Genomic DNA, 18,554 nt, shown 5'->3' with positions numbered 1-18,554 from the left:
CTATTTCGGCTCACCTTCTCCGATCTCACCGGCGCCCGTCTCTCCTCCCGTCGCGGCGGCCGGAGCACGTCGCCTCTTGACGACCGTCCAACCGGCACCGCCCAGCACTGTCACCACGCCGGCCGCGTAAGGCAAGGTCCTGAGCAAGTTCATCCCCCAGACAACTGACCCAATCACGGCCATCGCCGCTACCAGCGAGAACCCGATAACCACCGAAACCAGCACCTTCTGCAGCCCTGTTGCGTTTGGGCCCGTCGTGTCCTTGAAGAACTCGAAACACTGCCCGAGCTTGTCGCTCCGCGGAGTCTCTCCGCCGCACATTGATGCTCCTGCTTGTCGTCATCCGGCCGTGCCGGTTCATCGGTGTTGTTGGTGAGCAGAAAGATGCCGTTCCAGCATCGCCGTCGCGGCCGCACTGGTCTCGGCGACCTTCCGCAGGGCGTCGAACCGGGTCCAGTACGGCGCCACCAGCTCGTCGTCCCGGTTCGTCAGGTAGTCCTCGCGCCCTTCCACGTACAGGACCGTGTCGGCATCGGCGTCGACGTCCAGGTCCAGCAGCGTGAAGGAACCCTCGAGGCCCACATGTGCGCCGACCGAGAAGGGGACCACCTCGATCGACACCTTCGGGCCGTTCATCATCGTGAGCAGGTGTTCGAGCTGCCCCGCCATGACCGGTGCGCCACCGACGGCAGGTGCAAGCACCGCCTCCCAGAGGACCACGGTCAGGTCGGGCGCGTCGTCGTCGAAGAAGTGCCGTTGCCTTTCCATCCGGGCCGCGACCGCGGACTCGACGAGGTCCGCCGGCAGGAACAGCGTCAGCAGTGCCCTCGCGTACTCCTCGGTCTGCAGGAGCCCTGGCACGACTTCGAGCTGGAACTGGTGTGCCGCGACGGCCGAACCCTCGTAAGCGAGCAGCTTCCTGAGGGCCCCGTCCACCGCGTCGCCGTATCGGGCGTACCAGGGGTCGCGACGGCTGTCCTTCGCGACGGCGATCAGCGTGGCGGCCTCGTCCTCGGCGACCCCGTACTCGAGCATGAGTGCCTTGAGGTCGGACGTGGAGACGCCGACGGAGCTGTTCTCGATCCTGATCAGCTTCGAGACCGACCAGTCCATGCTGTCCGCCACGTCCTGCTGCGTGCGGCCGAGGCCGTCTCGAAGCGCGCGTAGACGCCGTCCGACCAGCCGTTTCGCGAACCGAGGGTCCCGCTGACGAGGCATGTCGAGGTCTCTCCTTTTCAGACTCGTGGTCCACCGAGTGAGATCACTCTATCCAGTGACCACCATATGGCTGATAGCCACCTGGCAGTTTGCCTGCCTGATCCACATCCACCAGGCATTCGCCAAGGTAGCATGCTTGAGTCCGATGTAGGCACTCGCCCGCCCTCGTCGAGAGCCACCAGTTCGGGGGGTAGCTCACACGGGTGGCACGACACCGTGAGTGGCTCGGTGGAGCGCCGACGCGCGTACACCCGAGCAGCGGATTCTGAGCCGCCCGGATATTGGCGATAATTGCCGTTCGGAATTGACGTTCCGGTATATCTGGGGAGGATCCACCATGACCGCCGAGCCGATCTGGCGAAAGAGCAGTTTCAGCGGCAACATCAGCTGCGTCGAGGTCACACGGTGCGCCGGCGCCACAGCCGTCCGGGATTCCAAGGCGCCGATGCGGGTCCTGTACGTCACCCCCGGCGGCGTCAGGCGGCTGATCTCGTTCGCGCAGATGTGACGGGGTCGGAATACCGCCACAGGTCAGCAGAATCCAGAAAAAATGCGGAACCGGTCGCGACGGCTCTTGACCTGGAGCGCACTCCAGGGAGTTAGATCGGACCATGGGTGCCGCCGAGGACAAGGAGTCGCTGCGGTACGCGTTCGACCAGGTCGCGAAGGGTGACTCGCGGCCGTTCGTGGACCTGCTCGCCGAGGACGTCCGGTGGACGATCATCGGGACGACGGCCTGGTCGGGGACCTACGCGGGCAAGCAGGCGGTGCTCGACGACCTGTTGCGGCCGATGTCGCGGCAGCTGCGTGGCCGCACGATCATCTCCGCGCACCGGTTCGTCGCCGAGGGCGACCTCGTGGTCGTCGAGGGGCGCGGACGGAACTCGACCGTCGACGGGGTGCGCTACCACAACGAGTACTGCTGGGTCTTCCGCCTGGCCGACGGCCTGGTGCGTGAGCTGACCGAGTACTCCGACACCCAGCTCATGGCCTCGGTTCTGCAGGCTCCCTGACCTGTTGACATCTTCGTGACCAATGGGTCACAATCAGTGAACATTTGGGAGCGCTCCCAGAGAGGTGGGTGCTGACGATGTTCCGTGCCGTGTCCATTGTGGCGGCCTTCGTGGTCGCGTTGACGGGCCTGACCGTCGCTCCCCCGGCGTCCGCCGCGGCAGGCGACGTCTCCGATCCCAACATCGTCTACGTCGGCCGCTGGTCCAACACCACCACGACGGCCGTGCCGAACTGGACGGGCGCCTACTTCTCCACCCGGTTCACCGGGACCACGGTCAGGGTGAAGGCCAGGGATGCGGTGAACTTCTACGCCAGCATCGACGGCCGCGCGGACGTGTTCTACGCGGGCGTGCGCGGCACGGTGAACCTGACGCCGACACCACTGGCCGCCGGCACGCACTCGCTGCGGGTGTCCTACCGGTCCGGCGACACCGTCTTCCTCGGCCTGGTACTGGACTCCGGCGCGACCACCGCCCGCCCGTCACTGTCCACAAAGGTCGTCGAGTTCGTCGGCGACTCGATCACCGCGGGCGCGTTGACGGACAACCTCGCGGTGAACGCCTACGGCTGGGTGCTCGGCGAGCGGCTCGGCGTGCAGCACACGCAGATCGCCCGGTCCGGCTACTGCCTGGTCGCCCAGTCGGGTTGCGTCGGGCAGCGCACGCAGTTCTTCCAGACGGCCAGCACCGGCACGACGGCCTGGGACTTCTCGCGCTACCAGGCGAGCGCGGTCGTGATCAACCTGGGCACCAACGACATCGGCCACAGCGTCACGGCCGCGACGTTCCAGGCCCAGTACACCGACTTCCTGCGGGCCATCCGGGCGAAGTACCCGAACGCGGTGATCTTCGCGATGGAGACCTTCAAGAAACGCTACGTGCCCGAGACGCAGGCCGCGGTCCGTGCGGTGAACGACGCAAACGTTCGCTACATCAGCACCGAGGGCTGGTTGACGGTCGGGACCGACTACGAGGACACCGACGGTCACCCGAACGAGGCGGGACACGTCAAGGTAGCCGACCGGCTGGCGCCGATCATCCGCCCGGCGATTGGACTGTAGAGATGCGTGCGTTCTTTGTCGCGGTGGCCTGCCTCGCCTCTCTGGTGGTGGCCACCCCCGCGGTCGCCGCCACCGGCGACGGCACCCCGACGGACTCGAACATCAGGTACTACGGCCGCTGGAACACCAGCTCGTCGACCGCGTACGTGTCGGAGTGGGCAGGCGCCTACGTGCTGGTCGGCTTCACCGGCACCACGGTGAAGCTCCGGCAGCGAGGCGCGATCGACCTGTTCGCGAGCATCGACGGCGGCGCCGACGTGTCGTACAAGAACGTGAGCGGCACGGTCAACCTGACGCCGACACCGCTGGCGAACGGCACGCACCGGCTGCGGGTGTCGTACCGGCCGGTGGCGGGCTCCTACCACGGGGACGCGGTGTTCCAGGGCGTCATCCTGGACTCGGGTGCCCGCACGGTGGTGCCGCCGACGCCGTCGCGGATCATCGAGTTCGTGGGCGACTCGATCACGGTCGGGCAGCTGTCGTCGAAGCAGGCGTTGACCGCGTACGGCTGGCTGGTCGGGGAACGGCTCGGCGCCGGGCACACGCAGATCGCGGTGGGTGGCGCGTGCCTGTACCCGGCGGCCGACGGGTGCATCGGGATGAGCGTGCGGTTCCTCAAGACCGGCCTCGCCGCGGACGCGCCCGACTGGAACTTCTCGCGGTACCAGGCGAGCGCGGTCGTGATCAACCTCGGCACCAACGACGTCGGCCACAGCGTCACCGGCGCGCAGTTCCAGAGCGCCTACCTGACACTGCTGCGCAACGTCCGCGCGAAGTACCCGAACGCGAACATCCTCGCGCTGGAGACCTTCCGCAAGCGGTTCGTCACCGAGACGCAGGCGGCGGTCACCGCCTTCGGCGACTCGCGGACCCGCTTCGTCAACACCGAGGGCTGGATCACCGAGTCCACCGACACCGTGGACAACGTGCACCCGAACGACCAGGGCCACCGCAAGATCGCCGACCGCCTGGCCCCGCTCCTGGCCTGACCGCGAAGGTCGGTGCCGCCCGGATAGCCGCGAAACCGTCGGCGACCAGGAACTGTCGGTGCCTCCCGGTAGCGTCGAACCGGGGGCCGGAGGCCAAACCCGCCCGCCGGGGAGACCGGCGAGCGGGGTACGGGCCTCAGCCCTGTTCGCGGGCCGCGAAGCGGGTCGGCAGGTCCACCCACGGCGCGTCGGTCGGCCGTGGGCTCGCGCCGGACGACCGGATCACGTGCGTGGCGAGGATGCCACCCACCGAGGCGGCGTTGACGATCTCACCCGCGAGGACCATCCGGACCGCGTCGGCCAGGGGGAACGTGCGGGCCACCAGGTCCGCCTCCTCGTCACCGAGCAGGTCCCGGTCCACGGCCGAGATGCCCGTCGCCAGGTACACCCGGACTGCCTCGTCGGTGAAGCCCGGCGACGCGGCCACGTCCAGCAGCACCGACCAGTGCTCTGCCGCGAGCCCGACCTCCTCGACCAGCTCGCGCCCGGCCGTCTCGACCGGGTCCTCGCCGAGGTGGTCGATCAGACCGGCGGGCAGCTCCCACAGCCGCCTGCCCACCGGGTGGCGGTACTGGTGGATGAGGGTCACGCGGTCGTCGTCGTCCAACGCGACGACCGCGACGGCGCCGAGGTGTTCCACCACCTCACGGGTGGCGGTGCCGCCACCGGGCATCGCGACCTCGTCGGCCCGCAGCGCGAGGATCCGTCCCACGTAGACGTCCTTGGACGACACGACCCTGAAGTCGTGGCTGCCGGGCCCGCTCACGAACGAGCCCCCGCCCCGGACGGCTCCGGCAGCTCCACCGGCAACCGCTCCGCCGCCTTGCGGGCCAGCGCGGCCCGTACGAAGCCCGCGAACAGCGGGTGCGGCCGTGTGGGGCGGCTCTTCAGCTCGGGGTGTGCCTGCGTGCCGACGAAGAACGGGTGCGTGTCGGTCGCCAGCTCGACGTACTCGACCAGGTGACCGTCCGGCGACAGCCCCGAGAACTTCAGGCCTGCCTTCGACAGCTTGTCGCGGTAGGCATTGTTGACCTCGTAGCGGTGCCGGTGCCGCTCGGACACGTCCTTGGTGCCGTAGGCGTGTGCGACCACCGAGCCGGCGGTCAGCTTCGCCGGGTACGCGCCGAGGCGCATGGTGCCGCCCATGTCGCGCTCCCCCGCCACGACGTCCTCCTGGTCGGCCATCGTGGAGATCACCGGGTGCGTCGTGGTCTCGTCGAACTCCGACGAGTTGGCGTCGGAGATCCCCGCGAGGTTCCTGGCGGTCTCGATCACCATGCACTGCAGGCCGAGGCACAGACCGAGCACCGGGATCTTGTTCACCCGCGCGTAGTGGATCGCGCCGATCTTCCCCTCGATGCCGCGGACGCCGAAGCCGCCGGGGATGAGCACACCGTCCAGGTTGGACAGTGCGGCGGCGGCACCGGCCGGGGTCTCGCAGGTGTCGGAGGCGACCCACGTGATGTCGACCTTCGCGCGGTGGGCGAACCCGCCGGCACGCAGGGCCTCGGTGACCGACAGGTACGCGTCGGGCAGGTCGACGTACTTGCCGACGATCGCGATCCGCACGGTCTCCTTCGGATCGTGCACGCGGGTCAGCAGGTCACCCCACACCGTCCAGTCCACGTCACGGAACGGCAGTCCCAGCCTGCGCACGACGTAGGCGTCGAGGCCCTCGGTGTGCAGGACCTTCGGGATGTCGTAGATGGACGGGGCGTCGGGCGCGGCGACGACCGCGTCGATGTCCACGTCGCACATGAGCGCGATCTTGCGTTTGAGGCCGCTGGGGATCTCGCGGTCCGCCCGGCACACGACCGCGTCGGGCTGGATGCCGATGTTGCGCAGCGCGGCGACCGAGTGCTGCGTCGGTTTGGTCTTCAGCTCACCGGACGGCGCGAGGTAGGGCACGAGCGAGACGTGCAGGAAGAAGCAGTTGTCGCGGCCCACGTCGTGACGGACCTGCCGTGCGGCCTCCAGGAACGGCAGCGACTCGATGTCGCCGACCGTGCCGCCGACCTCGGTGATGATCACGTCGGGGGCGTGACCGTCCTCGTCCGGCTCGGCCATGTTGCGGATGCGGGCCTTGATCTCGTCGGTGATGTGCGGGATGACCTGCACGGTGTCACCGAGGTACTCCCCGCGCCGCTCCTTGGCGATGACCTGCGAGTACACCTGTCCGGTGGTCACGTTCGCGGCACCGGCGAGGTCCCGGTCGAGGAAGCGCTCGTAGTGCCCGACGTCGAGGTCCGTCTCGGCGCCGTCCTCGGTCACGAACACCTCGCCGTGCTGGAACGGGTTCATCGTGCCGGGGTCGACGTTGAGGTAGGGATCGAGCTTCTGCATGGTGACCCACAGGCCGCGTGCCGTGAGCAGCTGACCGAGGCTCGACGCCGTGAGGCCCTTGCCCAACGAGGAAGCGACTCCACCGGTCACGAACACATACTTGGTCGTACGCGAGTGTTGCACCAGGGACGCCCCCCGTGGCCGAGCCTTGGGTCCAAAACCGTTACTGGCGATACCGTTCGCAGCGGGGCTTCCCGCCTGACTCTCCACGGGGTTTCACCGTATCACCTGCTCTCGGGATCGGAACCCGACACTCCGACGTGGCATAACGTCACCGAGGGTGACACTACTCTTGCTGAGCGCCAGGCGAGGGCCGTTCGGCGTTGCCCGCGTCGCCGTAGCGGCCCGTGCGGCCCTCGAGCTGCTCACGCAGCGCGAGCACGGTCACCACGCGACCCGCGGCGGTCTGCGCGTTGTCCACCGTGGACAGGATGCTGGTCGCGGCCGTGTCCGCACGCACGACGCCGACCGCGCCGGTGCCGTCCGCCGAGCCCGAGGTTCCCGCGAGGACGGTGCCCGCGCCGGACCGGTCGACCTGGGTGGCGAACCGTGCGATGGTCGCGGCCCGGTCGCCCGCGCCGTCGCCTGCCTCGGCGCCGCCGGTGAGCACGATGGCGAGCTGCGCGGGCCGGATTCCCTGGCTGGCCTTGACGAATCCGCCCTCGGTGAGCCCGGCGAGCGCGGCCGCGGTCTCCTCCGGCGACGCCTGCGGCGCGTTGTTCGCCTTGTTGATCAGCAGGAGCGGTCCGACGAGCCCGCCTGCGAGCGTGCCGGGGTCGGACGCGGTGGGCAGCTGGACCCCGGCGGGCAGCAGCCGCACGACGATGTCGCGGAGCTGGTCGGCTTTGCGGGGGTCGGCGAACTGCTCGGTCAGCTGCAGCTCGCCGGTGACGGTGCCGCCCGCGCCCTCGACCAGCGTCCTGAGCGCGTCGCGGTCGGCGGGCCGGGTGTCGGAGGTGGTGACGAGGACGACCGTGCGCTGCGAGAGCTGGCCCTGTACGGCGAGCGGGCCGACGGACGTGGCGAAGCGGTCGGCGTCGGCGAGCCGCGCCGCCTGGCCGTTCTTCTCGCTCTGCAGCTCGTGGACCTGCCGCACGAGGTCGTCGTTGTCGCTGCTGAGGCCGGACAGCATGGACCGGGACAGCGTCGTCGAGCCGAGCACGACGCCGACGGCGAGCGCGAGGAAGAGGGCCGCGATGGAGATGATGTGGTACCGCAACGAGATCATGAGAGGAGTTCCCCGGTCCAGTTCGTGAAGGCGTGCCAGGTGTTGACGAACCATTCGGCGTAGGCGCCGCCGACGCCCGAGACCGCGATGCCCGCCGCGACGGCGACGAACGCGGCGAGCACGAGCAGCACGACCGCGCCGATGGACACGCGGCTGCGGTGCAGTGTCGCGACCGCCTTGCCGTCCACGACCCTGCTGCCGAGCTTGAGCCTGGTCAGGAACGTCGACGGGTTGGAGCCGGAACGGCCTCGGTCGAGGAACTCGTGCAGCGTGGCCTGGAACCCCACCGTGACGACGAGGTCGGCGCCGTGGGTGTCGGCGAGCAGCAACGCGAGGTCCTCGGGATTGCCGGAGGCGGGGAAGGTGACCGCGCCGACGCCGAGGTCCTGCACACGCTCCAGCCCCGGCGCGTGGCCGTCCATGTGGGCGGGCACCACGACTTCGGCGCCGCTACGCAGTGTGTCGGTGGACAACCGGTCCGGGTCGCCGACGATCACGTTCGGGCGATATCCGAGGTGGTGCAGGGTGTCCGCGCCACCGTCCACACCGATCAGTACGGGCCGGTGCTCCCTGATGTACCGCTTGAGGTGCCTGAGGTCCTCCTCGTGGTCACGCCCCGGCGCGACCACGAGCACCTGGTTGCGGTAGATCGGCGCACACAGCTCCGGCACGCCGACACCGTCGAGGATCAGGGTTCTCTCGCGGCGGAGGAACTCGATCGTGTTCGCGGAGAACGCCTCGAGCTGCGCGGAGAGCCCCGCCTTGGCCGCGATCATGAGGTCGGCGATGGACTCGACGGTCTGCATCGTGCCTCGGCCGGCCACCCTGTCGCCGACGAGGACCACGCCGTCGGCGATGCGGACCCTGCTGCCTTCCCTGACGTTGCGGAGCAGCTGGGGCCCGGTGCCGTCGACGAGCGCGATCCCGGCGCCGACGACGATCTCCGGCCCGAGGTTGGGAAACCGCCCGGAGATGGACGGGGAGGCGTTGACCACGCCGCTGACGTCGGCGTCGACGAGGGCGTCGGCGGTGGCGCGGTCGAGGTCGACCTGGTCGAGGATGACGATGTCGCCCGGCCCGATCCGCCGCAGAAGGTCACCCGTGCGCCGGTCGACCCGCGCGATACCGGTGATCCCAGGTTTTGCCTGGTTCGATCGTGCGAGAAGACCGGTGAGCTTCATGAGACTGATGGTGACAAACACACAGATGTGATTCCGGTCGCCACGCCGAGAAATTCACTCGATCGGGTTGTCTGTCCCATTGGGACGATCATCGCGGACAGTTCACGACGGACGGTTTGTCGACCATCCCGCGACCATGGCGTTCAGCGCGTCCTCGTAACCGGCGGCGATGTCGAGGCCCTCCGGCACGGTCCCCGCGAGCTCGAGCGAGACGAGCCCGTGCGCGATTCCCCAACAGGACAAGGCAATCCGGTCGGCGGGCGCGTCCACGAGCCGTCCGGCCTCCTGGCCGCGCCGCACGGCGTCGAGAAGCGGCCGGATCGTCCTGGCGGCCTCGGCCCCGGCTTCCGGATCCGGCTCCTCGGTCCTGGCGAAGAGAATTCCGTAAAGGTGCGGTTCGTCCCGCGCGTATTCACGGTAGGCGAGCCCGAGCCGGACGATGTCACCCACAGGATCATCCGTGACTCCGACCAGGGCGAGCCGCGCCCCGAACCGCCGAGCGGCCTCACGGTAAAGGCTCTCGAGCAGTCCCGCCTTGTTCCCGAACAGCGAATAGACGGCGGTGGTCGAGGTCCCGGCGGCGGTCGCGAGCCGCCGAAGGCTCAGGGCGTCGACCCCGTCCTCGAAGACGAAGGCGGCGGCCTTGCCGATGAGCCGGTCCCGGAGCGCGTCGTCGTGCAGCTTTGGCCTACCCATCTTGACAACTCTACCGTAACGGTGTTTCGTAACGACGTTACCAAAGGAGGCAAGGTGCAGACCCTGACAATGAGCGACGCGTCCCGCCACATCGCCGGCGCGGTACTCCTCACGATCGTGGGCATCGAGTTCGGCGGCTGGTTCATGACCCGGATAGTCCGGGGCAAGGTGGCGATGACGGCGTTCCAGAAGTCGTTCGCCAGAGCAGGCCACGCCCACGCGGGCGTGCTGGTGACGTTGAGCCTGGTCACGCTGCTACTGGCGGACGCGACAGCCATGGACGGCGCCCTGGGCTGGCTGGCCAGGATCGGTACCCCGGCAGCGGCGGCCCTCATGTCGGCCGGCTTCTTCTTCTCGTCCATGGGCAGGGGCGAGGTGAACCGGCCCAACAAGCTGATCTGGCTGCTCTGGCTCGGCGCCCTGTCACTCGGCGTGGGCGTGGTGACCCTCGGACTGGGCCTGCTGACGACGAGCTAGGCGAACCCGGGGCCACGTCCCCGGGTTCCTCAGCCCTACTTCCGCTTCCGTCCCTTGCCGCGCGTCGCCTTCTTGTCCGCGTCGGCGACCGCGAGCAGCTCCTCGGCGTGCGCCCGACCCGTCTCGGTCGAGTCCATACCGGCGAGCATCCGGGCCAGCTCGATCACCCGGTCCTGCTCGTCCACCCGCCGCACGTCACTGCGGGTGATCCCGCCCGCGGCCTGCTTGTCGACCACCAGGTGCCGGTCGGCGAAGGCCGCTACCTGCGGCAGGTGCGTGACCACGATCACCTGATGGCTCGACGCCAACCGGGCCAACCTGCGCCCGATCTCGACCGCCGCACGCCCCCCCACACCGGCGTCGACCTCGTCGAACACCAACGTCGGCACGGGATCCGTGTGCGCCAACACCACCTCGATCGCCAGCATCACCCGGGACAGCTCACCACCCGACGCCGCCTTGTGGACCGGCAACGCCACCGCACCGTCATGCGCACGCAGCCGGATCTCGACCTCGTCCACACCCTCCGGTCCCGCGTGCGCGAGCGCCTCCCGGCCCTCACCACCCGCGACCCGCAACGAGTACGGCTCGTTCGGCTCCGCCCACCGCGTGCTGACGATCACCTCGATCGCCGCCTGACCCATCGCCAGGCCCGCCAGCTCGACCGTCACCGCCTGCGCGAGCTTGTCCGCCGCCTCCACCCGCAGCACGGTCACCTGCTTGGCCAGCTCCGCCAACGACACGGCCAGCTCGTCACGCCGCTTCGCCAGCTCCGCCAGCGCACCCTCCGACGTGTCCAGACCGGCGAGACGCTCCGACGCGTCCGCCGCCCACGCCAGCACCCCGTCCACGTCCGCGGCGTACTTGCGGGTCAACGCCTTCAGCTCCGCCTGCCGCGCCAGCACCTTCTCCAGCACCGCCGGGTCCGCGTCGAGCGACTCCACATAGCTGCTCAGCTCGGTGCCGACATCGACCAGCAGCGCCTCCGCCTCCGCCAGCCTCGGCTCCAGCTCACGCAGACGCGGGTCGTCCGACGACGACAGCCGGTGCCGCGCGTCGGCGATCAACCCCAACGCGCCGGGCACGTCCGGGTCACCGTCCGGTGCACCCGACACCGCGTACACCGCACCCGTCGACGCCTCACGCAGCTGGTCGGCATCCGCGAGACGCTTCGCCTTCTCCTGCAGCTCGTCGTCCTCGCCCGGGGTCGGGGCCACCGCCTCGATCTCCGCGAGACCGTGCTTGAGCAGGTCCGCCTCACGCGCCATCTCACGCGAACGCGCGGCCCGCTCCGTCAGCTCCGTGCTGACCCGCACCCACTCGTCACGCACCTTGCGGTACTCGGCGAGCGCACCTGCCAGCCCCTCACCGGCGAACCGGTCGAGCACGGACCGCTGCTCCGCGGGCCGCATGAGCTTCAGCTGGTCGTTCTGCCCGTGCACCGCGATCAGCTGTTCGGACAGGTCCGACAACACCCCGACCGGCACCGACCGGCCACCCAGGTGCGCCCTGGACCGCCCGTCGGCGTTGAGGCTGCGTAGGGCGATCAGGGTACCCTCGTCGTCCGGCTCGGCGCCCGCGTCGCTCGCGACCTTGGCCGCGGCGCTACCCGGTGGCGCCGAGAAACGGCCCTCCACCGACGCCTTCCCCGCACCGCTGCGGATCTTGGACACCTCGGCACGGCCACCGGACAGCAGATGCAGCCCGGTGACCACCATGGTCTTGCCCGCACCCGTCTCACCAGTCACGACGGTGAGTCCCGGGTCGAGCTCGAGAGTGGCCTCGTCGATCACGCCGAGGCCCTCGATGCGCATCTCGGCCAACACAGCGCGCACTTTATCGGTTCCCACCGACAAAAGCTCGCACGACCCGCTAGTGTGTTCGATTCAGGGCCGTGGGCTGCGCCAACCCTGCACGGGCAGCTCGAACTTCTCCACGAGCCGGTCGGTGAACGGCCCCTGACGCAACTTCACGAGCCGCGCCGGGATCTCCCCGCCCGCCACCTCGACCCGCGCCCCGGGCGGCAGCACGAACGTGCGGCGACCGTCGCAACACAACACCGCGGGATGCCCGGACGGATCCACCTCCACCGCGATCCTCGAGTCCGGCGACACCACCAGCGGCCTCGCGAACATCGCGTGCGCGTTGCTCGGCACCACCAGCAGCGCCTGCACGTCCGGCCACACCACCGGCCCACCCGCGGAGAACGCGTACGCGGTCGACCCCGTCGGCGTCGCACACAACACACCGTCGCAGCCGAACGACGACACAGGCCGGTCGTCGACCTCGATCCGCACGTCCAGGATCCGCTCGCGGCTGCTCTTCTCGACACTGGCCTCGTTGAGCGCCCACGTCCGCGCGAGCTGCCGGTTCCCCAGCGTCGCCCGCACGTCCACGGTCATCCGGTCGACGACCTCGTAGTGCCCGTCGATGACCTGCGCGACGGCCTCGTCCAACACGTTGGCATCGGCCTCCGCCAGGAAACCGACACGACCCATGTTGACGGCCAGCACAGGCACCCCGGCAGGCCGCGCCAGCTCCGCGGCCCGCAGTAACGTCCCGTCCCCGCCGAGCACGAACACCAGCTCCGTGCCCTCGGCGGCCTGGGACCCGAACGGCACGACCCGCTGGTAGCAGGACTGGCCAAGGTCGGGTGCCTCACGTTCCAGCACCCGCAACGCGATACCGGCGTCGGCGAACCAGCCGGCGACCTTCTCAGCGGCATGACGGGTGTCGGTGCGGCCGGTGTGCACGACGAGGAGCACCTCACGCGCGGTCATTGCGGCCCCTCTCGAACGGCGATCTCCACGAGGTCTAACACGGCTGTGTCATCGAGAGGGTTCCCACGACGCAGCCACACGAAGTATTCGACATTCCCCGACGGACCGGGAAGCGGGCTCGCGACGACACCGTGCGCCCGCAGCCCCAGCTCGGCCGCCGAGGCCAGCACGGACCGCACGGCGTCGACACGCAACGCCGGGTCACGCACCACCCCGCCGGAACCGAGCCGCTCCTTACCGACCTCGAACTGCGGTTTGACCATCGGCAACAGGTCGGCGTCGTCGGTCGTGCACGCCAGAAGCGTCGGGAGAACGAGCCGCAGCGAGATGAACGAGAGGTCTGCGACCACGAGGTCGACCGGTCCCCCGACCTGCTCCGGCGTGAGCGCGCGCACGTTCGTCCTGTCGAGCACCGTGACCCGTTCGTCGGTCCGCAGCCGCCACACCAGCAGACCGCGACCCACGTCCGCCGCGACCACGCGCTCCGCCCCGCGACGCAGCAGCACGTCGGTGAAACCGCCGGTCGACGCACCCGCGTCGAGGCAGCGACGTCCGTCGGTCTTCACCGGGAACCGGTCGAGCGCGCCAATGAGCTTGTGCGCGCCACGCGACGCCCAGTCCTGGTCGTCGTCGAGGTCACGCACCACCACGGGCGCGTCGGTCTCGACAGCCGTGGCCGGCTTGCCGGCCACCGTGCCCCGCACGGTCACCCGGCCGTCCGCGATGAGCTGCGACGCGTGCTCACGGGAACGAGCGAGACCACGCCGCACCAGCTCGGCGTCGAGCCTGGCCCTCCTCGTCACCGGGTCAGTCCGTGTCGATGCTGGTGAGCGCCTCGTTCAGCGCCACGTGCACCGCGTCGAACCGGCCGACGTGCTCGGTCAGCGGGACGGCGTCGAGGTTGCGGGTGCCTGCGATCGCCTCGTCGATGTCGCTGGTGTCGACCTCAGCGGCCTGGTCGGTGTCGAACTGCACACCGTCACGCTACTTCATGCTCGAGACCGAGGCGGCCAAGCGCCTCACGCACCGCGTCCGCCCATGCCCTGTTGGTGTCGATCCGCACACCCTCCCGGGTGACAGCCGCCACGTCGAGACCGACGTAGGTGGGCCGCAGGTCCTCGGTCGCGTCGAGCAGCTCCTGCGGAGTGGAAACCCCCGAGAACACCAACAGCGAGTCGAGCCCGGCGTTGACCGCACCCGCGATGTCGGTGTCCATCCGGTCACCGACGACAAGCGGCCGCTCGGCGTCGGCAGACCGCTGCGCCTCGTCCATCAGCGGCGTCGCCGGCTTGCCCGCGACGACCGGCTCGCTGCCGGTGGCCGTCCGGAGCGCGGCGACGAGCGAACCGTTGCCGGGCAGCGGACCACGCTCGGTCGGCAGGGTCGGGTCGACGTTGCAGGCGACCCACAACGCCCCACCCCGGATCGCGACCGTCGCCTCGGCGAGGTCGCGCCAGCCGACGTCCTTGCTGAGGCCCTGGACGACCGCCTGGACGGAGTCGTCGTGGAGGCGGGTGGTGGCGAGGTTCTTCAGCTCCACCTCGTGCACGAGCGCGTCCGAACCGACCACCAGGACGGTCGCACCGGGCTGAAGCTTCTCGGCGAGGACCGCTGCGGCGGCCTGGGAGCTGGTACTGACCTCCTCGGGCGTCGACCGGATCCCGATGCGCGTCAGGTGCTCGGCGACCTCGTCCGGCCCCCGGGAGGCGTTGTTGGTGACGAAGCGGACCTTCACCTGCTGGGCGCGGGCCGCCTCGACCGCCCGGTCGGCCCCCGGCACGACCTCCTCGCCTCGATAGATGGTCCCGTCGAGGTCGAAAAGGAGCGCGTCGTAGTCGTCGAGGAGGGTCATGACGTGCTCAGGGCGGTAGCACGTTCGGCGGCGTCGGTCTCCTCGTCGAAATCGGCCTCGGCGGCGTTGAGGAACCAGCGAATGGCGTCGTCCGTACGGCCGGCGGCCGCGAGGTTGTCGGCGTAGGCGTAGAAGAGCCGCGCACTCCACGGGTCACGACGCTTGGCGTCGAGATCGGGCCCCTGGAGAGCGACGACGGCCGCGTCGAGCTGACCGAGGTCACGACGCGCACCCGCCGCGACGATCCGCAGCTCGACCTGGACGTCCGGCGTGAGGTCCCTGGCCTCGGCGGCCAGCTCGAGTGCGCGTTCCGGGCGGCCGAGAGCCCGCTCGCAGTCGACCATCACGGGGAGGAGGGTCTGCGAGCCGGTCATCCGCCGGACGGCACGGAACTCGCCGAGCGCCTCGGCCCACTCACCGGCGTGGTAGGCGGCGATCCCGGCCGCCTCCCGCACGACGGCCACCCGTGAGGCACGGGTACGAGCGAACCGCGCGTGGGCGAGGGCGAGCTCCGGATCCTCGTCGATGAGCACACCCGCCGCGACCAGGTGCCGCCCGACAAGCTCGGCGACGGACTTGGAGAGGCTCTTCAGCTCACGCCGGGCGTCGGGGTCGAGGTCGGAGAAGGAGATGTCCTCGGGAATCTCAGGCTCACCGTCACGACGGAACTCGACGTGAGTGGGGGCGTCGGCGACGTGGCCCTGTGCCGCATCGGCGTCATCCGCACGGGCCTCGGCATCCGCATCGGCGGTGGAGTCGACGTCGGCGTCGGCGGAACCGGCGTCGGCGGAACCGGCGTCGGCGGCAGCTGTGCCGGTGACTGGCTCGTCGCCGGCGTCGGCCGCCGCGACGGCTTCGACGGCCGCACCACTCGGCCGAACGCCGTCGGCCAAGGCCGGCTCGGTCGAGTCGCCGGCCGCGGCCTCGCGACTCGGCTCGCGCGTCTGGGGCTCGTCGACCGGACCGCTCACGTTCTGGTCGATGGAAGGCCTGTCGGCCGAGTCACTCGAACCGGTGTCGTTCCGAACAGGCTGGGGCGGGGCGGCGGTGGTCGCGTCGCCGACCCGCTCAGTCGCCTGGGAGTCCTCGACCGAGGCAGGCTCCGTAAACGCACCGGAGGTGGTCTGGCGAACCACCTGGAGCACCTCGGCGTCCGCGACCGGGCCGCTTCCGTTGAGGGCGGCGTCCGGCGTGTCGGCCGGGCCCGTCTCGTTCGGGGCAGTCGCGGTGGCGGAGGTCTCGTGGACGGCTGTCCCAGGCACGTCGCCCGGACCGGACCCAGTCAGGCCGGCCGCCGGGCTGACTGGGTCAGAACCGTCTGCCGGCTCGCCGGCTTCGAGCTGGTCGCCTGAGGCCCGCTCGGCAGTGTCCTTGGCCTCGGCTGACTCCACACCAACGTCGGTCGTGTCGGATTCAGCTGAAGTCCCCGAGGTCGCCGACGCTGCTGACGTTGCCGAAGTCCCCGGCGTTGCCGATGCTGCCGAAGTCCCCTGCGTTGTCGAGGTCGCCGACGGTGCTGAACCCGCAGTTGTCGAAGTCGCCGGCTCGGCGTGCGCGGTGGCGTCGCCGGCAGGTTCCTCGGCGGAGTCGGCTTCGGTCGGTGCTTCCGACGCCGCCGGCTCGTCGGTGACGGTGTGGTGCGGCGTGGAGACCGGGACGTCGCCGGTTGGCTCGATTGAATGGTTCTCGGGTTCCTCGAGGGTGCTACCGCCGTTCGGGTCCCCGACTGCGGTCACGTCCTCGTATTCAGGTGGCTCGACGTCGTAGACGGGGGCGTTGTCGGAGGTCTCACGCGAGCGGTAGCCGTTCGAGCGGCCTTCGCCGCCGGTGGTGTTGCGGTAGTGGTTGCGACGGGCGAAGCCGCTGGTCGGCTCCTGGGTCGTTTCCTCGGTCTCGGGTGCCTCCCGGTCCTGGGAAGGCGAAACGTTGCCCGATCGGGCCGACCGGTCACGGTCCTGGAAACGCCCCTGACGGTCGTTGCCCCGATAACCACCGGCACGCTCGTCGCGGTCCCGAGCGGGACGGTCGTCCCGGTCCCGACGGTTCCCACCGGAGCGAGTGTCGTCGCGGTTGGGACGGAAGCCGCTGCCGCCTCGAGTGTCCTCGCGGTTGCCGAAGCTGCCACGCGGACGGTCGTCGCGATTGCCCTGGTAGCCACCGCCGGACCGGCTGTCCCGGTTGCCCTGGTAACCACCGCTCGTGCGGTTCTCCCGGTCGCCTTGGTAACCACCAGTTGAACGGTTCTCGCGGTTGCCCTGGTAGCCACCGGTGGAGCGGCTGTCTCGATTGCCCTGGTAGCCACTGCTGGAGCGGTTGTCCCTGCTGCCCTGGTAACCGCCACTCGTACGGTTCTCCCGGTCGCCTCGGTAGCCACCGCCTGAACGGCTCTCACGGTCGCCCTGGTAACCGCCGCTGGAGCGGTCTTCTCGGGCGGTGCCACTGTCGCCGTCGCGGAAGCGGTTCGGGCGGAAGCCAGTGCGCTCCTGGCCCCGGTCGTCGCGGGAGTTCCTGTCGTCGCGGGAGCCACGGTCATCGCGCAAGCCACGTACATCACGGGAGCCACGGTCAGGTCCGGAGCCACGGTCGTCTCGGGAGCCACGGTCGTCACCGAAGTCGCGAGAGCCGCGGGAGTCGGCATCGCGGGCCCCGCGGTAGTTGCGGTCGTCGCGGGTGCCGCGATCGGTCCGGGAGCTTCGGTCGTCGCGGGGACGGTCTGAGCGTGGACGGTCGTCGCGGGAGGGGCGGTCGCTGCGGAAGTCACGGTCGCCGCGCTGGCCGCGGTCGTCTCGGGAGCGGTCGTTACGGAAGCCGCGGTCGCCGGTGGGGCGGTCGTCGCGGCTAGGGCGGTCGTCGCGGTCGCGGAAGTTGCGGCTGGGTCGGTCGGTCGAGAAGCGGTTGGGTCGGCTGGAGCGGTCGGAGCGGTCGGAGCTCTGGCCGCCGGAGCTTTGGCCGCGGTTGCCCTGGTAGCCGCCGCTGCCCTGGTAGCCGGTGCGAGGACGGTCGTCGCGGTCGCGGCGGGGGTAGCCGCCGCCTGAGTCGCGGCTTCCGGAGTCCCGGCGGTCGTCACGCGAGCCTGACCGGTAGGGGCGGTCGTCGCGAGAGGTGCGGAAGCCGCCTCGGTCGTCGCGGTTTGGGCGGGAACCGCCTCGATCGCGGTCCGAGCTGCGGTTCGAACCCTCGAAGCGGGCCGGGCGGTCGCGGTCGCCGCCGCGGTAGCTGCCCCGGTCGTTGCCGCGGTCACCAGTGCGGTCGCCTCGTTGGCCGCGGGAGTCCTTGTCGTCGCTGCGGGGACGGCCGCCGTAGGAGCCGCGGTCCTGTCGGTACCCGCCGCCAGCCCGGTCGTCGTCGCGTTTGCGGTAGGACTGGCGGGACTGGTCCTGCCCCTGGTAGCCACCACGGCTGTCGCGGTCGCGGGTGGGGCGGTAGCCGCCCCGGTCGCGGTGAGCGCCACCCTGGTCGCGGCGGTTGGAGTCGCGGTCTCGGTTGCGCGCGCCACCGCTCTCAGACTCGTCGCGGTTGCGGTCCGACACTGTTCCTCCTGGGCTGGGGCACGTCACTATGCATCTATTTGAACACTCGGGCACGCCAAGAGGCCCCCCGGGGGTCCGGGGGGCCTCTTGCGAAGTAAAGTCCGGCGGTGTCCTACTCTCCCACACCCTAGCGAGTGCAGTACCATCGGCGCTGGAGGGCTTAGCTTCCGGGTTCGGAATGGGACC

Annotated in this window: 17 protein-coding genes and 1 rRNA gene; 5 read left to right on the top strand and 13 right to left on the bottom strand. The window is 70.1% G+C overall.

Annotation, left to right across the window (positions count from 1 at the left end; genetic code table 11):
* Positions 1–357: 357 nt before the first annotated feature.
* Positions 358–1,218 carry a helix-turn-helix domain-containing protein gene (locus tag CLV71_RS45355; protein WP_133909176.1) on the bottom strand — a complete coding sequence of 287 codons (861 nt, stop codon included), beginning with the start codon at positions 1,216–1,218 and terminating at the stop codon, positions 358–360.
* 337 nt (positions 1,219–1,555) lie between these two features.
* Between CLV71_RS45355 and CLV71_RS45350 the strand changes: the two genes are divergently transcribed.
* The 4 genes from CLV71_RS45350 (at position 1,556) to CLV71_RS45335 (ending at position 4,281) form a co-directional block, all read left to right on the top strand.
* Complete coding sequence (locus CLV71_RS45350; RefSeq protein WP_133909175.1) at positions 1,556–1,726, top strand: DUF397 domain-containing protein; 171 nt, start codon at positions 1,556–1,558, stop codon at positions 1,724–1,726.
* 103 nt (positions 1,727–1,829) lie between these two features.
* A complete protein-coding gene (locus CLV71_RS45345; protein WP_133909174.1) occupies positions 1,830–2,231 on the top strand; it encodes a nuclear transport factor 2 family protein in 402 nt (133 codons plus the stop codon).
* Positions 2,232–2,308: 77 nt separating this feature from the next.
* Positions 2,309–3,292, top strand: coding sequence for an SGNH/GDSL hydrolase family protein (locus tag CLV71_RS45340; protein ID WP_133909222.1), 984 nt, complete (start codon positions 2,309–2,311; stop codon positions 3,290–3,292).
* Between the two features lie 2 nt (positions 3,293–3,294).
* Complete coding sequence (locus CLV71_RS45335; RefSeq protein WP_133909173.1) at positions 3,295–4,281, top strand: SGNH/GDSL hydrolase family protein; 987 nt, start codon at positions 3,295–3,297, stop codon at positions 4,279–4,281.
* A 136-nt stretch (positions 4,282–4,417) separates the two neighbouring features.
* On the opposite strand, the gene CLV71_RS45330 is transcribed toward CLV71_RS45335, so the two are convergent.
* From CLV71_RS45330 to CLV71_RS45310, 5 genes are all read right to left on the bottom strand, one after another.
* A complete protein-coding gene (locus CLV71_RS45330) occupies positions 4,418–5,047 on the bottom strand; it encodes an NUDIX domain-containing protein (protein ID WP_133909172.1) in 630 nt (209 codons plus the stop codon).
* Complete coding sequence (locus tag CLV71_RS45325) at positions 5,044–6,747, bottom strand: CTP synthase (RefSeq protein WP_133909171.1); 1,704 nt, start codon at positions 6,745–6,747, stop codon at positions 5,044–5,046. The genes CLV71_RS45330 and CLV71_RS45325 overlap by 4 nt, the downstream gene beginning before the upstream one ends.
* Positions 6,748–6,910: 163 nt before the next feature.
* Positions 6,911–7,852, bottom strand: a complete 942-nt coding sequence (locus CLV71_RS45320; RefSeq protein ID WP_133909170.1) for a copper transporter — start codon at positions 7,850–7,852, stop codon at positions 6,911–6,913.
* Complete coding sequence (steA, locus tag CLV71_RS45315) at positions 7,849–9,033, bottom strand: putative cytokinetic ring protein SteA (RefSeq protein ID WP_133909169.1); 1,185 nt, start codon at positions 9,031–9,033, stop codon at positions 7,849–7,851. The genes CLV71_RS45320 and steA overlap by 4 nt, the downstream gene beginning before the upstream one ends.
* A gap of 102 nt (positions 9,034–9,135) precedes the next feature.
* Entirely contained in the window at positions 9,136–9,729 is a 594-nt protein-coding gene (locus tag CLV71_RS45310) for a TetR/AcrR family transcriptional regulator (protein ID WP_133909168.1), read from the bottom strand.
* Between the two features lie 54 nt (positions 9,730–9,783).
* Between CLV71_RS45310 and CLV71_RS45305 the strand changes: the two genes are divergently transcribed.
* Positions 9,784–10,206 carry a hypothetical protein gene (locus CLV71_RS45305; protein WP_208298053.1) on the top strand — a complete coding sequence of 141 codons (423 nt, stop codon included), beginning with the start codon at positions 9,784–9,786 and terminating at the stop codon, positions 10,204–10,206.
* Positions 10,207–10,241: 35 nt separating this feature from the next.
* Here CLV71_RS45305 and recN read toward each other — a convergent pair whose 3' ends face one another.
* From recN to rrf, 7 genes are all read right to left on the bottom strand, one after another.
* The gene (gene recN / locus CLV71_RS45300; RefSeq protein ID WP_133909167.1) at positions 10,242–12,041 is read right to left on the bottom strand and encodes a DNA repair protein RecN; all 1,800 of its coding nucleotides are present in this window, start codon (positions 12,039–12,041) and stop codon (positions 10,242–10,244) included.
* Positions 12,042–12,092: 51 nt separating this feature from the next.
* Positions 12,093–12,986: an NAD kinase gene (locus CLV71_RS45295; RefSeq protein ID WP_133909166.1), complete on the bottom strand. Its 894-nt coding sequence runs from the start codon at positions 12,984–12,986 to the stop codon at positions 12,093–12,095.
* Positions 12,983–13,789, bottom strand: a complete 807-nt coding sequence (locus CLV71_RS45290; RefSeq protein ID WP_133909165.1) for a TlyA family RNA methyltransferase — start codon at positions 13,787–13,789, stop codon at positions 12,983–12,985. Before CLV71_RS45290 ends, CLV71_RS45295 begins: the two co-directional genes overlap by 4 nt.
* 4 nt (positions 13,790–13,793) lie before the next feature.
* On the bottom strand, positions 13,794–13,961 hold the full coding sequence (locus CLV71_RS48250) for a hypothetical protein (RefSeq protein ID WP_166664523.1): 168 nt from the start codon (positions 13,959–13,961) through the stop codon (positions 13,794–13,796).
* 4 nt (positions 13,962–13,965) lie between these two features.
* On the bottom strand, positions 13,966–14,838 hold the full coding sequence (locus CLV71_RS45285) for an HAD-IIA family hydrolase (RefSeq protein ID WP_133909164.1): 873 nt from the start codon (positions 14,836–14,838) through the stop codon (positions 13,966–13,968).
* Positions 14,835–18,422 carry a hypothetical protein gene (locus tag CLV71_RS49960; RefSeq protein ID WP_243867470.1) on the bottom strand — a complete coding sequence of 1,196 codons (3,588 nt, stop codon included), beginning with the start codon at positions 18,420–18,422 and terminating at the stop codon, positions 14,835–14,837. The genes CLV71_RS45285 and CLV71_RS49960 overlap by 4 nt, the downstream gene beginning before the upstream one ends.
* 45 nt (positions 18,423–18,467) lie before the next feature.
* Positions 18,468–18,554 (bottom strand): 5S ribosomal RNA (gene rrf, locus CLV71_RS45275); the annotation flags it as partial.

Origin of the sequence: Actinophytocola oryzae (genome assembly GCF_004364325.1) — a bacterium.
Lineage (GTDB): Bacteria > Actinomycetota > Actinomycetes > Mycobacteriales > Pseudonocardiaceae > Actinophytocola > Actinophytocola oryzae.
Note: the sequence above shows the minus strand (reverse complement) of the source record. Positions and strands in the feature narration are given on the sequence as shown.